This is a genomic window from Methanolobus sp. WCC1, from assembly GCF_045690315.1.
Taxonomy (GTDB): Archaea; Halobacteriota; Methanosarcinia; order Methanosarcinales; family Methanosarcinaceae; genus Methanolobus; species Methanolobus tindarius.
Window position 1 is genome coordinate 1,404,114 of the sequence record NZ_CP146979.1, and the last position, 23,653, is coordinate 1,427,766.

At 34.9% G+C, this 23,653-nt stretch carries 20 protein-coding genes; 8 read left to right on the plus strand and 12 right to left on the minus strand.

The window, feature by feature from the left end:
- Positions 1 to 6: 6 nt before the first annotated feature.
- On the minus strand, positions 7 to 2,316 hold the full coding sequence (locus V7O61_RS06855) for a hypothetical protein (RefSeq protein ID WP_407282322.1): 2,310 nt from the start codon (positions 2,314 to 2,316) through the stop codon (positions 7 to 9).
- A 146-nt stretch (positions 2,317 to 2,462) separates the two neighbouring features.
- Here V7O61_RS06855 and V7O61_RS06860 point away from each other — a divergent pair, with 146 nt between their 5' ends.
- The 4 genes from V7O61_RS06860 (at position 2,463) to V7O61_RS06875 (ending at position 3,418) form a co-directional block, all read left to right on the plus strand.
- A complete protein-coding gene (locus V7O61_RS06860; protein WP_407282321.1) occupies positions 2,463 to 2,585 on the plus strand; it encodes a hypothetical protein in 123 nt (40 codons plus the stop codon).
- 49 nt (positions 2,586 to 2,634) lie between these two features.
- A complete protein-coding gene (locus V7O61_RS06865; RefSeq protein ID WP_407282320.1) occupies positions 2,635 to 2,757 on the plus strand; it encodes a hypothetical protein in 123 nt (40 codons plus the stop codon).
- A 45-nt stretch (positions 2,758 to 2,802) separates the two neighbouring features.
- A complete protein-coding gene (locus V7O61_RS06870; RefSeq protein WP_407282319.1) occupies positions 2,803 to 3,114 on the plus strand; it encodes a hypothetical protein in 312 nt (103 codons plus the stop codon).
- 163 nt (positions 3,115 to 3,277) lie between these two features.
- The gene (locus V7O61_RS06875) at positions 3,278 to 3,418 is read left to right on the plus strand and encodes a hypothetical protein (RefSeq protein ID WP_407282318.1); all 141 of its coding nucleotides are present in this window, start codon (positions 3,278 to 3,280) and stop codon (positions 3,416 to 3,418) included.
- Between the two features lie 342 nt (positions 3,419 to 3,760).
- Here V7O61_RS06875 and V7O61_RS06880 read toward each other — a convergent pair whose 3' ends face one another.
- The 6 genes from V7O61_RS06880 to V7O61_RS06905 form a co-directional block, all read right to left on the minus strand.
- Positions 3,761 to 4,450, minus strand: a complete 690-nt coding sequence (locus tag V7O61_RS06880; protein WP_407282317.1) for a DUF2290 domain-containing protein — start codon at positions 4,448 to 4,450, stop codon at positions 3,761 to 3,763.
- Positions 4,447 to 6,648: a DEAD/DEAH box helicase gene (locus V7O61_RS06885; RefSeq protein ID WP_407282316.1), complete on the minus strand. Its 2,202-nt coding sequence runs from the start codon at positions 6,646 to 6,648 to the stop codon at positions 4,447 to 4,449. Before V7O61_RS06885 ends, V7O61_RS06880 begins: the two co-directional genes overlap by 4 nt.
- Before the next feature lie 370 nt (positions 6,649 to 7,018).
- Positions 7,019 to 8,026, minus strand: a complete 1,008-nt coding sequence (locus V7O61_RS06890; RefSeq protein WP_407282315.1) for an integrase — start codon at positions 8,024 to 8,026, stop codon at positions 7,019 to 7,021.
- Between the two features lie 387 nt (positions 8,027 to 8,413).
- Positions 8,414 to 9,394: a hypothetical protein gene (locus V7O61_RS06895; RefSeq protein WP_288068236.1), complete on the minus strand. Its 981-nt coding sequence runs from the start codon at positions 9,392 to 9,394 to the stop codon at positions 8,414 to 8,416.
- Between the two features lie 383 nt (positions 9,395 to 9,777).
- Positions 9,778 to 9,924, minus strand: coding sequence for an integrase (locus V7O61_RS06900; protein WP_407347468.1), 147 nt, complete (start codon positions 9,922 to 9,924; stop codon positions 9,778 to 9,780).
- A 63-nt stretch (positions 9,925 to 9,987) separates the two neighbouring features.
- Complete coding sequence (locus tag V7O61_RS06905; RefSeq protein ID WP_288068238.1) at positions 9,988 to 10,821, minus strand: TrmB family transcriptional regulator; 834 nt, start codon at positions 10,819 to 10,821, stop codon at positions 9,988 to 9,990.
- A gap of 187 nt (positions 10,822 to 11,008) precedes the next feature.
- Between V7O61_RS06905 and V7O61_RS06910 the strand changes: the two genes are divergently transcribed.
- A complete protein-coding gene (locus V7O61_RS06910) occupies positions 11,009 to 11,755 on the plus strand; it encodes a class I SAM-dependent methyltransferase (RefSeq protein WP_288068240.1) in 747 nt (248 codons plus the stop codon).
- Between the two features lie 179 nt (positions 11,756 to 11,934).
- Here V7O61_RS06910 and V7O61_RS06915 read toward each other — a convergent pair whose 3' ends face one another.
- Positions 11,935 to 12,597, minus strand: coding sequence for a GNAT family N-acetyltransferase (locus V7O61_RS06915; protein ID WP_288068243.1), 663 nt, complete (start codon positions 12,595 to 12,597; stop codon positions 11,935 to 11,937).
- Complete coding sequence (locus V7O61_RS06920; protein WP_288068246.1) at positions 12,594 to 12,758, minus strand: hypothetical protein; 165 nt, start codon at positions 12,756 to 12,758, stop codon at positions 12,594 to 12,596. The genes V7O61_RS06915 and V7O61_RS06920 overlap by 4 nt, the downstream gene beginning before the upstream one ends.
- A gap of 593 nt (positions 12,759 to 13,351) precedes the next feature.
- Here V7O61_RS06920 and V7O61_RS06925 point away from each other — a divergent pair.
- Positions 13,352 to 14,197 carry a DMT family transporter gene (locus tag V7O61_RS06925; RefSeq protein WP_288068248.1) on the plus strand — a complete coding sequence of 282 codons (846 nt, stop codon included), beginning with the start codon at positions 13,352 to 13,354 and terminating at the stop codon, positions 14,195 to 14,197.
- Positions 14,198 to 14,230: 33 nt separating this feature from the next.
- Here V7O61_RS06925 and V7O61_RS06930 read toward each other — a convergent pair whose 3' ends face one another.
- Positions 14,231 to 15,748, minus strand: coding sequence for a PAS domain-containing sensor histidine kinase (locus V7O61_RS06930; RefSeq protein WP_407282314.1), 1,518 nt, complete (start codon positions 15,746 to 15,748; stop codon positions 14,231 to 14,233).
- A gap of 30 nt (positions 15,749 to 15,778) precedes the next feature.
- A complete protein-coding gene (locus tag V7O61_RS06935; protein WP_407282313.1) occupies positions 15,779 to 18,775 on the minus strand; it encodes a PAS domain S-box protein in 2,997 nt (998 codons plus the stop codon).
- 218 nt (positions 18,776 to 18,993) lie between these two features.
- On the opposite strand from V7O61_RS06935, the gene V7O61_RS06940 reads away from it, so the two are divergent.
- Together V7O61_RS06940 and V7O61_RS06945 are read left to right on the plus strand one after the other, a co-directional pair.
- Positions 18,994 to 20,304, plus strand: a complete 1,311-nt coding sequence (locus V7O61_RS06940; protein WP_407282312.1) for an APC family permease — start codon at positions 18,994 to 18,996, stop codon at positions 20,302 to 20,304.
- Positions 20,282 to 21,601, plus strand: coding sequence for an APC family permease (locus tag V7O61_RS06945; protein ID WP_288068256.1), 1,320 nt, complete (start codon positions 20,282 to 20,284; stop codon positions 21,599 to 21,601). Before V7O61_RS06940 ends, V7O61_RS06945 begins: the two co-directional genes overlap by 23 nt.
- Before the next feature lie 51 nt (positions 21,602 to 21,652).
- Here V7O61_RS06945 and V7O61_RS06950 read toward each other — a convergent pair whose 3' ends face one another.
- Entirely contained in the window at positions 21,653 to 23,551 is a 1,899-nt protein-coding gene (locus V7O61_RS06950) for a PAS domain S-box protein (RefSeq protein WP_407282311.1), read from the minus strand.
- Between the last annotated feature and the right edge of the window lie 102 nt (positions 23,552 to 23,653).

Below are 23,653 nucleotides of genomic sequence, written 5' to 3' on the forward strand. Positions count from 1 at the left end.
ATAAAATTAGACCACAGCAGTGTGGTACAAGCTCAAGAAATTATCTGCCTCGATATCATCCTCAAACATTCTTTCCAATAGACGCTTATTGTTAACGAGCAACTTCATCAATAATCCAGAGGAAGAATTAGAATGAACCATTTGAATTACATCTTTAAAGGACAGATCACTCTTAGACAAATCATCTAATACTTCCCTGAAGTCATCACTGCTGTCAATGAAAACATCGAATATTCCTTTTTGATATAATTCAGGTTTCAAAACAATGAGATTAAATTCATTCAAAATCTCTTGCTTTAACCTCAAAGAAGGTGGGCAAGATAAATCTAAATACAACATAGTGTTTTGAACCTTAAGAGGAAACAGCTTTCTCACATGATCATATGCCGGTAGATTTGTTTTTTTGAGTTTTGAAATGAAAGAACACATGTCTTTAATTCTATTCATTCTAAAAAGGCTGTATTCGATTTCAGGGAGAACATTAAGTGTCAATGAAGGATAAATCTCAGGATCTTCGTTTTTACCTGTAGCAACAAATGAAAGGTACAGGGTTAGCTCATAGATATGTTTTAATTTTATTTTAAGAGAAGTGCCTTCAATAATTCTTAGTTTGTTGTAGGAGAGTTCGTTGTAATATTCATCAAGTATTTTGTGCCTGTACTCTACATATTTTTCATAATCATTAATTCCACTGGTTTCAAAGTGATTTATACATGAAGGACAATATGAGTCAAAAGAAATGCTTTCAACAATCCCTTTCTCAAAAAAGCGTGGCTTAGAAATGATATCAATAAATGCTATATGAATGAGTTTTGCTAAAAAAGCACTATTTTTTGTCTTTTGTTGATCACCAAAGAACGAGAGTTCAAAAGAATCCCACTCACCATTAAGGAATTCATATAAAGCAAGTGGCGAACTTTGAATCAAAACCAATATGGGTAATATCAATTTTTCATATTGAAAAACAGAATAGTGTTCTTTTAAAGTATTGCTATAATTATTAAGTATATATTGATTTTCTATTTCTTTTATATTTTTTAATTCATCAAGTTTTTCAAGTCTAAATTTAAATCTTGATTCAATTAAATTTAATCTATCGACCAAAAACTCATCTATATTTTGTTGTTTGACAGAATTGAATTGTTCATTAATTAACTCGTTTAATTCGTCTAAATCTTTCTTAATGATATTATAGAGGGAAAGAGTCTTGTCTTGAAGTTGATTTGCTTCAATTTTATTTTTGTAATAATGAATCTTTTCTATTAAATCATTAAAAGGTAAGTCATTACGACTTATAATAGCTATTTTATTTTGATTTAAATTTTGAACTATTTCTATTTGTATTTCTTCCAATTGTGAAATAGATGTGTTAAGTTCCAATATCAGGCTTCTTGGTAATGACTTAAGTTTTTCATAAGCATCACCATAATATGTATAGCAAAAGATATCGAGATTTAATTTTTTTATTTTTTCAATTTTCTCAATTTCACTTATGGAATCATTAAAAACTGGTAGCTTTAAAGGAAAGGGTGAGATCAGATCAATAAATGCATAGTGCATATTAGGATAGTTACTAGTGTAATATCTGGACTTGGATAAATTGTAAAAATCGTATTCTTTGAAATAATATTGCATCTCATCAAAATTAGGATCATTCAGGTCTTGATAGAATGAATCGCAAAAATCTTTAATTTGACCTATGTACTGAGATTCATTTTTCTTGTTGTCTTTCTCATAGCTTCCAATTGATTCCTCAATGTTTTGAGTAAAATTGCTCGCCATTTCATGATAATCTGAATATCTGTCATTCCTCGCAAAAATGTTAATTATGCTCTGTGCATCATTTATGTTCCAATCTAGTGCGTAAAATGTCCGGTATATGTTTACATCTTTTTCGTACAGAACTTCTCTTACAAGAGATTCATTTAAATTGTAGGTGAAATAGTAATTATCTAGAAGTCTCTGAGCTTTAGAGTAAGGCAGTTGTTCTATTATCAGTTTTACAAGCTTTCTAATAGTCAAGAGATCTGACTTAAGCGAATAAAAATTACTTTTACCACCTCTTTTATGTGTATAATTGTGCTTGGCAACTTCAAGTATTGACATCTTAGAGAACATCTTGCATGCATCACCAGCTGTTGGCCTAGAAATATCAATTTCTTTTGCGATACTGCTAGGATATGTAGAAAACAGATTTCGGTTTTCAGATGTGAGCTTATTGTCTTTTTGAAGAACCAACTCAATCATTTTGCTTTCAGTCACTATGAAATATTCAAGTACTTTCCACTCAGCATCTGATAGTTTTTCTTCCGTCATTTGAATCCCACTTAATTATAAATGTTGTAAGGCATTTTCAATTACACTTTACAAAATGAATTTTACTTTACTTAACTCTTTTGAAAGGTTTTTATTATTGCTCGCATAAACAAGTGCCTGTAAGAAGAAAAGGAGGTGAGCAATGAATGAGCAAACAATCTGATCAAGATAACCATGCGAACCAGTGCAATCCAAACAATGATGCTTACTGGCAGAGCCGTGGAGAAGATGAAAGACCATCTGAATGGGAATCCAAAGATGAAGAATAAATTGTGAACAAGGTGGAATGAATTTAAAATAAAAAATGGAGGTTGAAATATGTCAAAGGGATCAATGAACCAAAAAGCTGCTTCAAGAATACAGGCTCATGCAGATAAAACAGGTACTAACCAGGGATTTAAATCTCGTGCCCAATCTGCAGCCTCAAAGAACAAAAAATGAGTTGGGGGAACTTTTCCCCTGTTTATTATCAAAAAGGAGCTAAATATGTATACAGTATTCATAAAAACAGCTGATTTAAACATGTTAATTGATGTGGACAAGATTGAAAGAATAATGTATGGAGACAATGAAATATTTGCATTCAATATATATGAGGAAAGATGTCCAATCTATCGTGGAAAAGCAGTCAATGGTGACAAAGCAATAGTTGAAATTGTAAGCATGATTCACTCGGCTAAAATGCATTCTGAAAATACGAAACAGGCCATAATAATGGATTTCTCAAAAGACCTTGATGACCCAAAAATAACTATTCCTATGCCAAAAGATGTACAACGCTTTACACGTGTTTATTAACACGTTTTTTTGTCTATGATTAATCTTGCTATTTATTAAAACACACTCAGCTTTTTCAGATAGTAATGTAATTGTGATTTTATTTCCTGAATCACCTGGCTTGATCCAATTTCTTTGATAGATTCAAAGAGAGAAGTATCCGACGTAAAAAAGTTTTATTACAATGAATGAATATAAAATGTATGAAAGGGGCTGTCGCAAGAGCAGCCACATTTTCTGCAAGGGTGATTTCGAGCGCGAACAGGAAGTCGCCCTTGCTTATCAGCAATACTACTGTAGCAACTTCTTTTGTGTCAGGGCTTAGTGAATATTCAATAGATAATGTTATACTTGTTCTAATTATTATGGATTTAAGGTGTTGAAAAAACTAGACCTTGGAAAGAATCTGCCCATAGGCGTGTTCTGCTTTAGAAACTGGTACAGTTTATTAAAGCTTGATTTTAGTAACTGATACCATAATTCATCTGTAACTGCACGTCATATTTCAAATTGGATTACCGCTGCATAAGGACGCGCCTGAAAGAGGCGGAGGTTGTATGTTATTGAAGTCAATGTTGATATTTACTTCTTCTGATGCTTGCATCAGTAAAATCAAAGGCAATATGGGTCAATCGCCTACTTTATAATTCTCAATATTATTATACATTTAGGTCATATATAACTCGTATTTGTCTAAGTCTCTTGAAAACAGACTTTCACATAATTCACTACAGTTTTCTTTAAATTTACTGTATTTTCGTTTAAAATGGTGATGTTTTATCATTTCGCTCCAAGTTTCAGAATAAACTTGTTTCAAGATGAAAAATAAAAAAGCTTCTGGTGTTAATAACTTGTCAACTGTTAACCTAATTGAATTTAAAAAACCGATGTGTATATGAGAAGCTCCATGGATACCATTCACATATCCATTTTCAGCATAATCATACCTTAAATATAGTATACTCTCTTTTATTGGTGCATTTATTGCTGACAGGAAATATTCATTCTCTTTAGAGTCGCCGACATCTGCGTAGTCATACCCGTATTCTTCTTTTATGAATTTTTTATATTCAAAGATATCATACGGAAATTGAAAATAACAATATCTAAGAGATAATTTTGAATTTTTATCTAATGTACATTGAAATTGAAAAAAGGAATCATCAGATAATAGGAATGTATAATTTAGATTGTCAATTTCATCCAAGTAACTAGTAACTAAATCATCTCTTGATTTTATTCTATTAAATTTGGTTTTTATAGGCTTATGCATATATGCATAACTTTTCAGTAGAGGAGTCATTGACAAAATATTTTTTGACTCTTCTATGTTTCTTTTGAAATTAGATGGATTCATTTTTTAACCTTTGAATCCGTTTGTTCTTTTTCTAGAAGAACTTTCAATAGTTCTTCTTTATCAATGCCTAATTCTTGGGAGGATTCCTCCAACTTTCTAAAAATATCGTTTAATTTGGCCTGTTCATGCTCTAAGTCTCGTTGGAACGTTTCCAATTTTGATAAGTCTGGCATAATGAAATTCAATTCAAAATTGTTATTTACAATTTTATTCATTTCATTATAGAACTCTTTAGCAGGTGCCCCTATGCCTGTAATATCAACCCAAGCTTTTGCTCTAGTTATTGAAGTGAATATTTTATTTCTTGCTATTCTAGAATCTTTATTTTTGAATATAGCATCAATCCCTACAATAAATACATGAGCTGCTTCATTTCCTTTTGCACGGTATACTGTACTCAAAGTAATTTCGCCTTCATTAAAAAATTGAGTATTATAAGTGGGTAGCTGTAGCAAATTAAACGTACTTACTGATTGATCATATAAAAGAGAAGAGATAGTATTGAAATAAGCACGTGCATGTCTATCATCAAGAGAAATTACCATGATGTCTTCTGGTTTTAATCCCTCTTTTAAATCATCTAATATTTGTTTAACTACATAGGTACACTCTTCTTCAAAACTTTCAAAGTAATCCCATTTCATCGGATTTTGAGAGGCATCAATTAAAGTATTTTTGAGTAATGGGCTATTTCTTTCGGGACGTACTATTTTCATAACGTCTCCTTTATTGTATTCTCCTGAAACGACATCAAATCCCCAATCAATCCACAACTCTTTACTTTCAGGTAATTGAACTATGTTTGAATAAATTCCCATACCTAGTGCAAATGCACTAACAAGCACCTTTCGAGGATTTCTATAACATTTATGTAAAACCAAATCTTGATCTTTTTCAGCATCGTGAGAGAAATCAATATATGGAGTACCATCTGCCTTTTTACCAAATGTTTTTATGGGATTTTGCAGGCTGGTATTCAAAATATTTTGACATTCGTCATATGCCCATATTACTCGGTTATTTCTTACAATCTTTCTGCACAATCTATAAAAATGAATGGGGAAATCTTGTGCTTCATCAATTAGAATATAATCATACATCTCATCCAAGTTTTCCTCAGCGATTAACTTGCATACTTCATTAAAAGGATCACGATAAAGCCTGTTAGCATCCGTGAATGATTTTGGCACATAACCATTTTTTATACAAGTATTGTAATAAACGCCATCTAAGTTTCTTCCTCCCCATGCATGCATAATATGAATTTTATCCCAATTAGGGTCAAAGAGAGAAAATTGTCGGTAAAAAAGAGTGATTAGATTTTTCACATATCCGCGTAGATTTTTTGTATAGTATGTGAAAACAATTTCTGCATTTGGTTCAGTCAAATGAATTTGAGCAGCTTTCATTGCTAAAATAATTGTTTTTCCAGAACCGGCTAATCCTCTTATTCGTTGAGGACCATCTATGATTCTAAATCCTGCTCTTTTTTGTTCATTATCAAATGTTGATATTGAAGCTTCTATCTGCTCAATAATCTGTCCTTTTGTTAATGGAGTAGTTGAAGATATACCCTCTTTCTTTTTAGTTAAACATTTAGACCCTTCCAAGATAGAAATAATCTCTGTGAAACTATCGTTATCAATTGTTTCTGAATTATCTCTAATGATTAGTCGAAGTGAATCTAGATCACTTACGATGGATACTTCATCCCATTCAAAATCAATATTTAGTTTTTTGTAGTCATCATTACTAAAGAATAACACCGGTTTTATGCTAAACTTTAGTTCTCTTACATTCTTTCTTAAAGTCCTACTTTTAACTAACTTTGAATAAATATTAGAATAAATGTCTTCTAATTCATCAGTCGATTCTGTAATAATATCAGTATTAAGTGTTCTTTCAGAATTACCTAAACATTTGAATATGAAAATACCATACTTTGCAGATATTAAAAACAAATCCATCTCAAGTAATTTTGCTTCATCATTCAAATGAACTGGAAAATTAAAATATACGTGAGTATCATCTATGTGATAGTCATTATCCAATTCTTTCAACAATTCTATTAATATTTTTGTGCTTGGATACCGATTTAAAATACGCTCACTATAAAAAAAATCCATAGTCTTTTGGATGTCTTTAAAATTTAAAAATGTTTCTAAACTTCCAATGTTCTTTGTGCTTTCAATCCCCAATACATGTTATTTCATTCATTGAGTCTATTACTTCCTGGAACTTTACCAGTTTAGTGATGTAAGTAGGTGGAAGTAGATTAGAACGCTTGCTCAGTGTCTGTCTTAACTTTATAAAGCAAGGCCATAGCTCTTCAAGAACAAGTCTGAGCTTAATAACATTGCTATAATCTTCTGATCATAGGAGCAAGTACATTTTTTAAACGATATCTAATCCCATGTATATCCTTGTAGATTAGAGAGAATAAATTGTATTTTGTGAAGACTTTAACAACTGTGAGGTAACGCTTCAATTTTCTAAGTACTTAATTTATATTGTGATCTTTTAACTAAATATGGATTGGCATTGTAACAATCTCAAACTTAAACATACTTATAGCATGATATTATTTAACTCCCCCACAATTCTCCTATACTCCTCTTTCGACTGCTGTACTTTATTAAGATAGTGAGCACTTCCTACTGTAGCAGGAGCTCTCCCTTGTATAAAATCAGCTAAACTCTCAGTAACTCCTTCTTTAATCATCAAGTTAAGATGCCATTTACGGATGGTTTTTGCGCATACACGATTGTGCCTTATTCTCTTGGCGTAATAATCGTATCCATAAACTTTGTCTATACTCTTCAACGTGCTAATGAAGTCTGAGGGGAAATATATCTGAAAAGTCTTCTTTGTCCCTGATGAGAAAGCTGCCGATGGATAATGTGCTACCTCTCCATCTACAACGATATTACGTTCATCAAAGGTTTTTAGCATCTTGTGAATATGAGATAGACGATTTCCAGAATATATCAGTAGCTTATAGATAGGTTTCAAATCCTCAGGATAACTTTCATAAGCCTCTTGAATCTCCTCATCAGTGACATAGACTTCAAAGACATTGGATTTCTTTATTTTGACATAGCGTCTCCATTTCTGAATAGTATATCCACATACATCATCAATGTCTTCATCTTCGAAGTAGTTCAGTAAATTACGAAGTCCGCGTTCTTCTTTATCTCTCAGATCGAGCTTCCTAAAGTCCTGTGGTTTCTGAACAGATTCAGTAGAAAAGAACCGTTTAAGGGCGTTATAATAATCTCTCTTTGTGGTCTTAGAAACGTCTTTAGCGTTCAACCAATCCTTGAAAGATTCATGATGGTGGGCCCATAGATCGTTCAATAAAACAGCTTGCAATGTCTCCGTGGCATACGGTGGCTCTTGGCCTTGATATTCGGGGGTACGTTCCCCGGAAACGCTATCAATGTACCCCTTTACACGGCGGGGGTCATGAGTTCGAATCTCATCGGGCCCACCAAAATTATCTATTTCTCTTGTAGTTTGTTTTTGTAGACTTCCAATATTTTTTCTAGCATAGTGGTGCTGAGCAGAGCTTAGCAACTCTCAAGTTTACATCTTATTTTGCTTGTTCAAATTCTTAAAAGGCAGAAGTCAGGCATTTAAGCAAGGTATATTGAGTATATCTTATTCTGAATGAACGAAAATTAAATTTTTCTAGATGTACTTTGCACTATATAATATGAATGCTGAAATGGATAGCTTTTTACACTCCATGTTTATGGAGGGAAAGAATAGAATTGTGGGATGAGTGTGTAAAGAAAAGATAGATTGTACTCTATAGAAATCCTATCAAAATAAAACATTTAAGGATATATTGATTATTTGTATATTTTACGAGGCTATCCTGAAACGAACGAATTACTTAAAATAGAAAAGCTCATCATCTCCTTGTATGAGATGTGAGCAAAAATGCATAAGGTTCTAAATCTATGAACTGACACCATTAGTAATTGACTGATTATTACTTGCAATATTACAGCTATCTTCTCTAGGTTCCTCTTCTTTAATGTTAGACAAGATCCAATTTTTATTCTTGTAGAAGTTGTCTGTACCTGTTCCATCTTTTAGAATGCATCCATGTAGAGAATCCTTTTGTGTGATTTTATCCCACAATTTTTCATAATAGTTAGAATATATTCCGACTATGTTTTTGTTTTCAAAGTAAAGGCATTCTTTGAATTGGCCTCTATTACGAGGAACACGGTTTAAAAGAGGATTTAGTATAAACATCTTGTTTTCATCAATTATTTGGCAACTGACAACTGAAAATGGAAATATATCTTCAATGTCATCTATTCTAATGTATGCTAAATGAAGATTCTGATATGCATCTGTATCCATAATGAGTTTTTCTACCCATTCCAGTTTATCTTTAGTAGGGATACTAATGATTCTTTTGAAATCAATTGCAGGATGAGTTTGGATATGTTCCAATACACTATCAAAATAATTTACTCGATCTTTATCACTAAATTTAGGTGAAGTTGGAGCCCATTGATCCAAATGAGTCACCCATACTCTAGTAGAAGATGTGATTACGCTTGCATTTAAGAGATGATAAAAGTCTTCTTGATTATTTATAGGTTTGATAACTGCAGGAGTCCCGCTCTTTAAAAGATCAACATCATCTGCTATTCTATTTATTTTTTCAGTGTTTTCCTTTAAAACAGTAATTTCATTTGAAATCTGAGTTACTTTATCACATGTTAAATCATTTTTTTTAGCATTAGCAATTAGAAATGTCGATAGTGAAACTAATAAATACAGCAATATGTCTATTTTGTTAATTTCTATGCCTTCTATTTTATTAGGTAGTAAATAGAGAACTATACAAATGGCTGTAACTACTATCGAAACATAGGATAAAATATCATATTTACCAAACTTTATTTCACCTATACGCATCATTGATTCCTTCTTTGAAGTTTACATAAAATATTGATAATGATGAAGGTAAAAAACATATTAGTATTTAGACTTATTTACATTATCTTCAAATAAATACTGTAGTTTATTTAAATAATTCTAGATAAAAACAGTCATAAGTATCTCATATATTCAATATAGTTTTAATTAAATACCTTCCAAAAATGTATCATATTAAAAAAAGCAACATACAGTTATACGCAGCACATTCAAAGCAGTACACTTTTTTCTGCATTATGTTGTCCTCCTCAATCCTTTGCACCAAGTATAATTCGAACATTAATATTTTGTAAGTCACTAAGCCAATATATCGTCAAACCTTTTCACAAGTTTACTATACGCTTCCTTGGCCCGTACAACCTTATTCAAATAATACGCACTGCCACTGCCACAGGTGCTCTGCCTTGGATAAAGTCAGCGATACTCTCTGGTATACCTTCGGATATCATAAGGTTCAGGTACCATTTGCATATGATTTTTGCAGTGACACGTCTATATCTCAAGTGTACCATGTAGTGATTGTAGGTATATACAAACCAGCAGTCATTAATAAAAAACTCATAACCTTAGCCAGTTCATACTAAATCGAATCGCTTCCCCTTAGTCCAGAGGTCGTCGAATTTAGCCTTGAAACGTCTTGTATATGACTCATCATGAATTTGTGTCATACCGAGACTCGTACCCGTATCGACCTGATCTTCAATATCAAGCAAGAGAGTTTTTGAATCAAAGATTACAAAATCATGCTTTGTTTCCAGAATTCTTATTTCCATGAATTTCTGAACATTACTTTTGATTGATTCGTCTTCTATTGAAGTAACAATTTCTTTTATTGACGGTAACAGTTGGGAATGGGAATCCAGAATTTTAACATGAATGCCACGCTGTGCCAGATTTAAGTAAGCCTTGCTGAATACTGACATTGAGTCATCATATTGTTCTGATACTCCGGGCTTATACTTACTGGGAGTAACAACACATATTTCATGCTCAATATCCTCAAAAAATGAATTAACTGTTTCTTTTAGTTCATCATCATTGAACTTGTCAGGCCAGAATATTGTTTCAACATGGTTTGGAGAATCGCCACTTGAAAGTTGCCTTTCAATTTCAGCAAATGCTTCCCTGAGTAGTTTGAGCTCACTGAGTGCTTCTTCTTCTTTTCTTTTGTACATAAGTTCAAAAGCAATTTTCGTATCAACAGTCCTGTATTTTCGTGGCCTTGAAGGTTTGATCTCCACAAGGCCATATTTGTTTAAATCACTCAAAACCTCATAGATTTTTCCAATAGGAACCCTTGACAACTGTGATAATTTACTTGCTTCCAGCTCTCCTTTTTTTAAAAGCGTCCAGTAAACGGTTCTTTCATATTTATTTAAACCGATATTTGCAAGTAACTTTTCATCCATCTTTTCACTACTTTTTAGTTTATCGTAAAGTAAAATTGTTATCTATTCTGCGTGGTATTAAGAAACACTGCTTGAACATATAAATTTGTAAGTATCAATGTAAATATCGATCCAATTATCAAAAAATCATATTGGCTTTATTGCATATTTATATCAAGTAAAATAAATGATGAATATAGGTGCAAAAATGGAATCCACAATTTTTGAGATATTTGATGGTTTACCCAGACAGGGTCCCGGTAGTAACGAATGTACTGAAAAAGCGTTTAATATGATTTCTTCCCTTCCTGCAGGTGCTAAGATCCTTGATATTGGATGTGGTGTCGGTATGCAGACAATACATCTTGCCAGTATCTGCAAGGACTGTCATGTCACTGCAACTGATATTTACCAGCCATTTTTAGATAAACTGATGGAAAATGCAGCTGAAGCTGGAGTTGATGACAGGATAACCACAGTTTGTGCATCCATGGATAACCTGCCATTTGAAACAGGAGAATTCGACGTAATCTGGGCAGAAGGCTCCATCTTTATCCTTGGTTTTGAAAAAGGAATCAGCTACTGGAAACAGTTCTTGAAAAAAGGTGGCTATATGGCAGTGACAGAGAACACATGGTTCACAGACGAACCTTCTGAGGAAGTTGTTGAATTCTGGCAGGAAATATATCCCGGTATCATGAATATACCTGATACTGAAAAAGTTATCAAGGCAGTAGGATATGATGTCATTGATCACTTTAAACTTCCAGTTTCTGTCTGGTATGAGTTTTATGACAATCTGGAAAAAAGAGTTGATGAAATCAGTGATAAGTACAAAGGAAACACTGAGGCAGAAATGATACTTGAGTTTAACAAAAGGGAGATAAAACTCTTTAGAGAACGTCCTGATGAATATGGGTATGCGTTCTATATTTTTCAGAAGAACAAACTCTAATAGCGTATATGTGGAGTGACTTGCTCATAAAAAGCAGGTCATATCCGAATACAAATTATTTTTGAAATAAACACATTGTCGTTTTAAACTATTTCCATAATATCTGACCTTTCCCCAACATGAGAATACAAGCTGAACTATTAATTCGGCATTCACCAGAAACACACAGAATAAATCTTTCACTCTCTCCAATGTTCTGGCTTATTCAAGGCATCTGCACAAACAACTCTTCCCTTAATTCCATCAACAGATTCTGAGCTTAAAGGATAGATCATCCATGCACCCGCATGCTCTTCGGGAATTGGATAAGGCGCTGCAAAGCCCATACTCCCGGCATTCTGCTTAAATCCATATTTTGGATAATAACTTTCATGTCCGAGAACAAATATCATTTCAGCGCCAATTTCTTTCAATTTCTTCACACCTTCATTAACTAACATTCCACCTATTCCTTGTTTTTGATGTTGCGGTTTTATTGCAAGAGGTGCAAGGAGGTATATTAACGGGGCTGTTCTTCCATCTAGAGTTGCTTTTGTAAATAGAATATGTCCAACCGCTTCATTGTTTTTGAAAGCCAACAACGATAAAACTGGTGCTGCACTTTTGTCTTCAAGAAGTTCAGATACTAAGATTGCCTCTTTCTCATAACCGAATGCTTCTTTTTCTACGCGCATTACATCATCAAAATCAGATTTTCTTGCTTCCCTAATATGGATATCCTCTTTCATTTTTATCATTTGGAACAAATGCATGATTAATATAAAAGCTATCCAGCTTTCTTCTGGGTGATTTGATTCTTGATTCAAAAATAATATTCCCAAATTAATAGAAGAGGTGCTCAAGCACCCTCTTCTTCTCCTACCGGTTCCCGACCAGTCCACAGAATGTCAGGACCTTCGGTCCAATAAACTGGCTTCTCATTGCGAAGCATATCTATTATTAACATTGCGCGTGTGGGTTCAAGATCCTTGTAACTATCCCATGTCCCATCAGTAAAATACACGTTTATTCTCGTTGTTCCATTTCTATAGTGAAGTACAGCATACTTTTCGACTTGCTTTTTAACTGCCATCAAAAACCTCTCAAGTGTTTAATTAATAAAGTTACACTTCTATTCACATGGTATTATATATTAATATGTGTGCTCTAATGCCATTGATTTTTGTTGATAAGGCTATCAAGCAATTTTAAAATTGTATTTTTAAAAATATTTCATCCAAAATTTTTTCTACAAAGCATGATCATTATACGTTACACATAACAATTAATATCTTAATGAATAATATTATCTATTAGTCAAATTTTACTTTAATAAAATGGGAACGGGGTAGAAATATGCAACTTTTAAGTGTCCAATATCAACTATGCACACAATGCAAAATTCCATTGAAACGCCTGAATATTCAATCAAATATTCTCTACTACTGTCCAAAATGCGGAAGGCAAACATCCACACAATGCCTATAATTCTAAGAGATTAATTCTTTCTTCAGTTTGCAGACATCTTTATGCAAATTATTTTTGTTCATTTTACAAACCTAAAAATAATATACAAAACAAGCATTCTGTGAATCTGGAAATAACCGGAGAAACAAAATGATGCCTGTTGAAAATCTTGCAAACCTTTTTGGGCTTTTATCTGCACTGTCATGGGGTGCGGGAGATTTTGTAGGTGGGTGTGCTACCAGGCGGACAAACGCTTATTCTGCTGTAATTGCCACACAGATAACGGGAATAATTATGTTTCCAGTCCTTGCACTGGCGTTTTCTGAAAGCCTGCCTTCACTTAACAATCTTATGTGGGGTGGCCTTGCAGGATTTTTCGGAGCTACAGGACTTATTTTACTCTATATGAGCATGGCCAGAGGTAAAATGAGCATCGTTGCAACGCTGGCTGCAGTAATAGCTATAATCATACCTGTTATATATTCAGCTATAAATGAAGGTCTTCCTGACACTTTAAAAATCGCAGGCTTTCTTTTTGCACTCATTGGTATATGGTTCATTGTCAGAATGAATTCAGGATTGGATTTAAAAACAAAAGATTTGGAACATATAGCAATTGCAGGTACACTATTTGGACTGTTCTTTATTTCAATAGATAAATTCAGTTCAACCGGAATTTACTGGCCACTGACGTTTTCAAGAATTACAGCTCTCATTATGCTGGCTGTGTTCATGCTATCAACAAAAAAAGTCAGCAAACCAGCTTCACATGGAATTCTCTTAGTTATCCTTGCAGGAATATTCAACACAGGAGGTGTTGTCCTGTTTGCCCTTGCTTCTGTAGCAGGAAGGCTGGATGTTGCCACGATTCTGTCATCACTAAGTCCTGGAGTTACGGTGCTTTTGGCATGTGTAATATTAAAAGAGAGACTTGTCCCACGTCAATGGCTAGGTATAATGGCTTCTCTTGCTGCTATTGCTCTTATATCAATGTGATAGTTTAACAGATTAGGTCCTAAAAGACTATTGTTAATCATTTTCAGGTCCAATAGGAATAGAAAAACTAAAGGTACTTCCTTTGCCTGGTTTACTCTTAAGGCTGAGCGTTCCGCCATGTATTTCGACATATCTTTTCACAATTGCAAGACCAAGCCCGGTTCCTTCAAATTCTCTTGTCAGGAAACTATTGACCTGCCTGAAAGGTTCAAATAATTTCTCCTGATCTTTTTCCGAAATACCAATGCCTGTATCTGAGACATCAATATCTAATGTTTCACTGTCATAATTGACCTTTATACTAACTCTTCCATTTTCAGGCGTGAATTTAATTGCATTTGAAAGAAGGTTGTACAGGATATCTTTGATCTTCTTCCTGTCTGCATGTATCTCACTATTCACTATCCTGATATCCTCAACAAGATCAATATTTTTGTTTTTTGCAAGTGGTTTCATTGAAGATATTGTTTCATCTATCATTTCATCAATATTGAATATCTCACGCTCAAGTTTCATCTTTCCAGCTTCTACCTTGGAAAGATCAAGTATATCGTTTATAAGATCAATAAGATGTTTACTGCTTCGCATTATATTGGATACATAGCTTGCCTGTTTATCATTAAGCTCTCCCTGTACCCTTTCATTTAACATTTGGGAAAATCCGAAAATAGAATTAAGAGGTGTACGAAGTTCGTGGCTCATATTTGCAAGGAACTCGGATTTTGTCTGGTTGGCAGCTTCAGCATCCAGTTTTGCCTGTAGTAAAATATCTTCTGAATTTTTTCTTTCGGTTATATCCCTGCTGACACCAAGTACTCCTATGAGCTTTCCGTTGGTATCATACATAGGACTTTTGATAGTTTCCAGATATTCTTCCTGTCCGTCATATGCATAAATGACTTTTTCTTCAAATATTACAGGTCCACCAGCTTCTATTGCTTCTTTGTCCTTTTTAAAAAAATAGTCAGCTTTTTCTTTATCAACAAAATCATAATCGCTCTTTCCCACAATCTCAGATTCCCTTGAACCATAAAGACGCTCAAACTTGGTATTACAGGCAAGGAAAAAGCCTTCTGTATCTTTTAACCATATAAGGTCAGGAATAGTATCTACAAGTGTACGCAATTGACTTTCACTGGTCATTAAAGCGGAATTCGCGCTTTTAAGTTCGGTTATATCAATAGTAGTTGCCATAACCCTTTCAATACCATTAATTTTAACCTTGCTTAAACGAATATTTTCCCAGAATAAATCTCCGTTTGCTTTTATGTTAAGCCATTCAAATTCCTGTGGACCTTCAGTCGCAGCTTTGTGTATCAAATCCAGCGCTTCATTAAATGAATAAGGTGGTTCCATCCAGAATTCATTTGCTTTTAATTCATCAAGGGTTGAAAAACCATACATTTTAAGAGTTGTTGGATTTGCATCAATAATTTCCCCGGTTTCCTTGTCATGTATCAGTATTGAGATTGGCGAATCTACAAAAAAGGCTTTGTAGAGCTCTTCATTGTTTTGAATTTCGGAAATTTTTGAAGTTTCTTTGTCTCTCATGGTAATTCCCAATTGTTCCTGTAAGTGAATTTAAATTGGAATCGTAAACATGAACTTACTACCTTTCCCAACATCACTTTTAACACTAATCTCTCCGGAATGCATCTCGACATAATACTTAACAATTGCAAGTCCAAGTCCCGTTCCTCCATGTGTACGGTTATTTGATGAACTGACTTGCTTAAACGGATCAAAAATGGCGCTTTGTTGTTCCGGGGCAATACCAATACCATTATCAGATATAGATGTCTGGATTTTGTTATTTACAACTTTTGAATCCACCCACACTTTTCCGTATTCAGGCGTAAACTTAATGGCATTACTCAGGAGGTTGTACAAAATTTGTTTGATTTTAGTCTTATCTGCATTAACTTCAGTATTCCCTAATTCAATATTGGTTTTAAAATCGATATGTTTCTCTTTAATCAGAGGTTCCATTAAAACTGTTATTTCTTCAAGGACTTCAGGCATGTTCATTGGTTCTGGGTAGAATTCCATGTTACCTGATTCTATTTTTGAAACATCGAGTATATCATTAATAAGTTTTAGCAGGTGAGTACCACTGTTCAATATATTGGATACATAGTGGCTTTGTTTTTCATTCAGATCCCCAAAGATCTTATCATTCAGCACCTGGGAAAAACCAATAACAGAGTTAAGTGGTGTACGAAGCTCATGGCTCATATTGGCAATGAACTCTGACTTAATCTGGCTTGATTCTTCGGCCAGGGCTTTAGCTCTAAATAAAGCCATTTCAGTTTCTTTACGCTCAGTAATATCCCTGCACACTGAGAAAATTAGTATTTCTCCGTTTATGTTTTCCATACTGGAACTGATTTCCACATCAATAAAATCACCATCTTTCCGACGGATTGTTGTATCTAAGTATTGGGGTCTCTCTTCGAAATTCTTAAAGAAAGAATAAATCTCTTTACGTGTCCATTTGGCGTCCAGTTCCCATACATGCATCTTCAGAAGTTCATCTGGAGTGTATCCAGTCATCTCCGCATACTTTTTATTAGCTTCCAGTATTTTTCCATTTTTATTAAGGATAATTATACCGTCATTGGAATTTTCAATAAGCAAACGTCTTCTGGTAACTTCTTCTACAATCCTCCTTTCTGCTTCTTTTCTCTCTGTAATATCCTGTATCATTCCAACAACAACATTTCTTTCAGCAAAATATTCAGCAGCAGAGTGGATGTAACGAATTTCACCATCGGTCTTCCTTTTGATTTTAAACTCAATATCATAAGGAAGATTTTTGTGAATCAGATTTGTCATGGCTTTATCAAGCATTGGATGATATTCGGGCAGTGGCATTTCCCTGATATCTTCAACAGTATATTCCGTGTCATTATCAAGTCCGTATATTTTTCCTGCTTCCTCTGAAGCATCGACTTTTAGTGTGTTCAAATCAATTTCCCAGCTTCCGACATTACCAACACTTTGTGCAGTACGCAGTTGCATTCCTTTTCTTTGTAACTCCATCTCTGACATTTTACGTTCTGTGATGTCTGTTAAAAACAGAGTAAGTCCAATAACGTTTCCTTCTTCATCTTTGAGAGGACTGTAAACATTCTCGTACCATCTTCTTTCGAATAAATAGTACCCGTATTCTTCAATACTTGTGAAGGCTTCACCTGCAAGTACCCTGTCATAATTTTGTTTTGCTTTTTCTTTGTCAGAAGATTCTTTGATGTAATCAAGCATGCAGGCGCCAATATCAATTTCAACATTCCATATGTTTTTCATCGTCATTTGATGGTTCTTATTGAATGTAATATATCGATAGTTTTTATCAAGAGCAAATATGATAACCTCTTTAGGACTTTCTATAACTTCCTGCAAGATTTTTTGTGTCCGCCTGGAGTTCTGATCGGCTAGTTTTAGCTTTTCTTCAGACATTTTCCTTTCAGAAATATCCCTGCCAATACCTAGTACACCAATGAGTTTTCCAGTGGAATCATACATGGGACTTTTAATAGTTTCAAGATATTCTTTATGCCCATCATCAGCATAGGTGATAAGTTCTTCATTCACGGAAGGTTCACTGGCTTCTAAAGCAGCACTATCATTTTGTCTGAAAAAATCTGCAAGTTCTTTATCGATAAAATCATAATCAGTTTTTCCAATAATTTCTGCTTCTTTTGCACCAAAGAAACGTTCAAATTTTCGGTTGCACTTTAGGTAAATCCCTTCCGTATTCTTCAGCCATATCAGGTCCGGAATGGTATCAATCAGCGTCTGAAGCTGTCCTTCATTATTCAGTAATGCGATTTCTGCGTTCTTATGTTCAGTTATATCAATGGATGCTGCCATAACTCTTTGAATACCATTGATTATGAGAGGGCTCAACCGTACATAAAGCCAAAGAAATTCTCCGTCCTTCTTTTTGTGAAGCCACTCAAACTCCTGTGGTCCTTCTAAAAAAGCCTTCTGTATCATTATCCGGGCTTCAGTGAGTGAGTATGGTGACTCGTACCAGACATTATTCGCTTTTAATTCATCAAGTGATGAAAATCCAAAAGAAGTATAAGCTGCAGGATTTGCATCAATTATTTCTCCAGTGTCCTTATCGTGTATCACTGCGGAAATTGGTATTTCCGCGAAAAGATCCCTGTACTGTTCTTCACTTTTTTGAAGTTTTTCTACATATGCTTCTTCATATTCTTTAGTTTCTGTAATATCACGAATAATGGAACAGAGAAGATTTTTTTCTTCGATGGTGGTTGGGAATGTATTTACTTCAACATCTCGCATTTCACCGCTGGCAATCCGGTGTTTAAAGAAAAAGTGATTTTGTACCTCATCAATTGCCTTTTGAACTACTGCTGAGATTTCTTTAACCGGCAGTGAATTTATCCGGGAAATTTTCTTACTGGTGATTTCCTCAAAACTCCAGCCATAAAATTCACAGGCAGCATGGTTTGCATCAACGATATCAAGGTTATCAGGGTCAATAAGTAACATAATAACATGGGCGTTGTCAAATAATGCCTTATACCCTGTTTCCTTCCTTCCCACAGTTATCCCTCGTTATTCCTGATGAATTGGATTTATCAAAAGGAAAATCTATAATCTTATTTAATTGAAAGATTACCAATATTTATTACCAAATTACATGTGTCTATTATTATATAAATCACTGCTTATTTTTTGATGTTAATGAGTTTAAGATTTCTTCAATAATAGTCAAGGGACTAACTTTTATAACAAGCCATCAAGAAAAACAATGATTACTAATGACAGAAAGCAAATCTATGGGACTATGGTCAGCTACTTCAATTGGTGTTGGGGCCATGGTAGGTGCGGGAATATTCTCAATATTCGGAACAGCAACCCAGATATCCGGTAATGCAGTCTATATATCATTCATAATTGCCGGAGCAATTGCTTTGTTAAGTACTTATTCCTACGCAAAACTGGGAGTCAGATATCCGTCAGCAGGCGGTCCGGTTGAATTTCTGATTCATGGATTTGGTGACGGGATACTAACCGGAGCTTTGAATCTGTTATTGTGGACAGGGTATATATTCGGACTGGCATTATATGCAAAAGGATTTGCTCTTTATGCACTGACTTTAGTTCCAGTTGCTTCAACCGGTCTATGGACAAATATTTTTGCCACATTAATAATAGTCATTTTCACAGCCGTCAATTTTATCGGTGCAAAGGCTGTTGGAAAGTCAGAACTTTTTATAGTATCAATTAAAGTAGGTATACTTCTGCTTTTTGCAGTTTCCGGCCTCTTCTTCATAGAACCTTCCAATCTTTCAATTTCAGAATTCCCATCAACTTCAAATATCCTTTTTGGAGCTGGCATAGTATTTCTGGCATATCAGGGGTTCGGACTTATAACCAATGCAGCAGAAGACATGGTTGACCCTAAAAAGACACTTCCACGGGCATTGTACCTCAGTGTGATCATTGTGATTTGTATCTATGTGCTTGTGAGCATCACAGTTATCGGAAATCTGTCAATTTCCACAATATCAACAGCTAAAGATTACGCTCTGGCTGCTGCTGCACAACCTTTCCTGGGAAATTCAGGATTTACAATTATGGCAATTGCAGCTCTTTTTTCAACATCATCAGCCATCAATGCATCTCTGTATGGTGGAGCCAACGTAAGTTATCTTATTGCAAAAGAAGGTGAATTACCTGCTTTCTTTGAAAGGAAAGTGTGGAATAGAAGTACAGAAGGGCTTTTCATCACATCAGGTCTTGTAATTCTATGTATCAATCTTCTGAACCTGGAAGGAATAAGCATGATTGCAAGTGCATCTTTGCTTGTAATATATGTTGCAGTAAATGCTTCTCATCTGAGACTGGTAGCTGAAACCGGCGCAAAACGCTATCTTATAGGGGCATCTCTTCTTAGCAGCATAGTTTTTTTTGTGATACTGGTGTATTATGAAATATTAAATTCAATAACAACACTGGTGGTTTTTGCTTTTGTCCTTGCACTATGCTTTATAGTCGAATGGGCTTACAGGAACTATTCAAGCAGAATACTAAAAACAAGAACCAATGGCGGTAAAACTTATGAGTGATGATTCGTCAGCAAAAAGTATAGGACTACTTTCAGCCGTTTCAATAGGTGTTGGTGGAATGGTTGGCGGAGGAATCTTCGCAGTTCTCGGACTTGCCGTTAAACTTGGCGAAGGAGGAACACCTATTGCTTTTATGCTTGCAGGTCTGGTGGCACTAATAACATCTTACTCTTATGCAAAACTCTCAGTCCGCTATCCATCGGAGGGTGGAACAGTTGAGTTTCTTAACCAGGCATTTGGTTCAGGTATGATAACCGGAGGACTGAATGTACTGCTCTGGCTGAGTTATGTTGTTATGCTATCACTTTACGCTTATGCATTTGGCAGCTATGGTTCGACATTTTTCCCGGATTCCATGCAGTCAATTTCACGACATGTTCTTATTAGCGGAATTGTGATATTGATGACAGCAATCAATGTTATTGGTTCTAAAGTTGTAGGTAAATCAGAAGAATGGATTGTAGCATTTAAGGTTGCAATTCTTGCAATATTCATAGGTGGAGGACTCTGGAGTATAAGGGCACAACCTGTCCAGGTAACTTTAGGTTCAAACCCGCTTCAACTTGTAGCAGGCGGCATGATAATTTTTCTGGCATACGAAGGATTCGAACTAATAGCCAATACTGCAAATGATATCAAAAACCCTGAAAAAACTCTACCCCATGCTTACTATTCTGCTGTTCTATTTGTCATCCTGCTCTATGTCCTGATAGCATATGTGACAGTTTCAAGTGTTTCCACCGATACCATTGTTCAGGCACAGGATTATGCTCTTGCAGTTGCTGCCAAACCTTTCCTTGGAAGTTTTGGCTTCAACCTGATTGCGGTTGCAGCTCTTTTATCTACAACTTCTGCAATCAATGCCACATTATATGGTGCTTCACGGGTAAGCTATATTATTGCAAAAGATGGTGAACTGCCGGAAGTATTAGAGAAAAAAATATGGAATCGTCCTGTTGAAGGGTTACTGTTGACTTCAGCTATGACTCTGTTTGTGGCTAATCTCTTTGACCTTTCCAGCATTTCAATAATGGGCAGTGCAGGTTTCCTTTTGATATTCGGTGCAGTGAACGCTGCAAACGTTCGTCTTCATAAAAGAACCAAAGCTAAAAAATGGATATCAATTACCGGTATAGTTGCATGTGTCATAGCTTTACTTACACTTATCTGGTATGTGCTTACAAACTCTCCTGCAGATATCTATGTATTAATAGTCATGGTATTCCTTGCATTTGCAATTGAATATGCTTACAGAAAATATACAGGCAGGAAAATAAAGAAGATTCATTTCTTCTGAACAGGAAAAATTTAGTAATTACTGGATTTAGATGTTTAAATAATTAAATATTTAAAAATTGAGACCTTCAACTTTTGATTCAACAGGTATGACGAATTCAAAAGTGCTGCCTTTTCCGGGTTGACTCTTAACCCAGATTTTTCCTTTATGCATTTCCACATACTTTTTAACAATTGTAAGGCCAAGTCCGGTTCCACCCTGTTCTCTGATGTTATACTTGCTAAGTTGTTTGAATGGTTCAAAAAGCCGGTCAGTATTCTCACTGGAGATTCCAATTCCATTATCCTTAACACTGGTATGGATCATATCACCGACCTGTTTGACATTAATGCTTACTGTTCCTCCCTGTTCAGTGAACTTGATGGCATTTCCTATCAGGTTGTAAAGTATTTGCTTGAATTTAGTTCTGTCTGCATTCATTGTAAGGTCAGGCTCAACACTGACTTTGATTTTTATGTTCTTTCTTTCAGCAATAGGTATTATTGTGGCTCTTACTTCTTCAACCACATCGCCGACACAGAACGGACAACAACAAATTTCCATTTTCCCTGCTTCCATCTTCGAGAAATCAAGAATTGAATTTATAAGTCCCAGCAGGTGTTTTCCACTATTGGAAATGTGCTCAACATACTCTGATTGTTTATCATTCAGCTCACCTACTATTTCATGTGTAAGAATTTCAGAGAAGCCGATAATTGAGTTAAGAGGAGTTCTCAGTTCATGGCTCATGGTTGCCAGAAACTCGCTTTTACTTGTGCTTGCATCTTCTGCCATTTGTTTTGCATTAATCAGGGCTTCTTCTGCATTTTTCCTCTCAGTAATATCCCTGCACACACAGAAAATTAATTTTTCTTTTCCAAAGATTGCACCATTTCCACTTACTTCCACATCAATAAGAGTTCCATCCTTACGCCTCTGCCTTGTTTCATGGGTTACGCCAACTTCATCTGCAAGACTTATCATTTCTAATAACTGCTCACGGGTGTATTCTGTATCCCAGTCCCACATATATAGTGAAGTGATCTCTTCTTCCGTGTATCCCAGCATGCTGGCAAATTTTTTGTTTGCCTCAAACACTTTTCCATTGTGGTCAATAATAACAATCCCATCTGCAGACTGCTCAATCAGGATGCGTCTTTTCATAGCTTCCATTTCAAGACCTTTCTCAGCGAGTTTGCGATCACTTATATCCTGAAGAGAACCGGTTACTTTCACAACTTTGCCTTCACATATCTTAGGGTGGCCAGTAGTTCGCACCCATTTATGATTGCCTTTTGCACTAATAAGTTCAAGTTCAAGGTCGTAAGGTCTTCCTCTCTCAATAACATTTTTGATTGCTTCTTCAATGATTTCCCTTGAGCCTGGCGGGTAAAATGTAAATCCGAAATCAGTGTCAGTTGGGATTTCAGGATCAAGTTCGTGTATTTTTGCAACTTCAGGTGTCCATTTGCCTGTTCCTGATTCGACTTCAAATTCCCAGCCACCTATTTTTGCAATCTTGCACACATCATTCAGGAGTTCTTCGCTTTCTATAAGTTTATTCTTTGTTTTTGTTATGTCAATATGGTGCAAGAGAACGCCAGTAGGTGTTTCACTGGAAAGCGGATGAACTTTTAACAGGAACCATCCTATATTGCCATTGTACTTGTAGGAATATTCAGTCTTAAAAGAACTTTTCTTACCAGAGATGACTTTTTTAATCCCTGCTTCTATGATTTTTGTCTTTTCCTTACTGTTAATGTTAGGATTTTCACTACAAAATGCAAAAAAATCAGAACCTTCTTTGCATTGGCCGTCGGGTTCATGTTTCTCAGAAAAGTGCTTCCAGGCTTTATTAGTAAAAAATACTTTTCCATCCGGCGAAAGTATGATTACCCCGTCATCCCAGAGGTCTATTGATTTTGTATCGAAAACAAAATTTGATTTTTTATCATTTTTTGCAGGCATCATCAAGGCACCATTTAATTATGCCTTTTTTATAGAACTAATTGTTTATATTCTTTGTTAAAAAGTTCATCAAAATAGCAACAAAATCAAAATATTACGGAATAT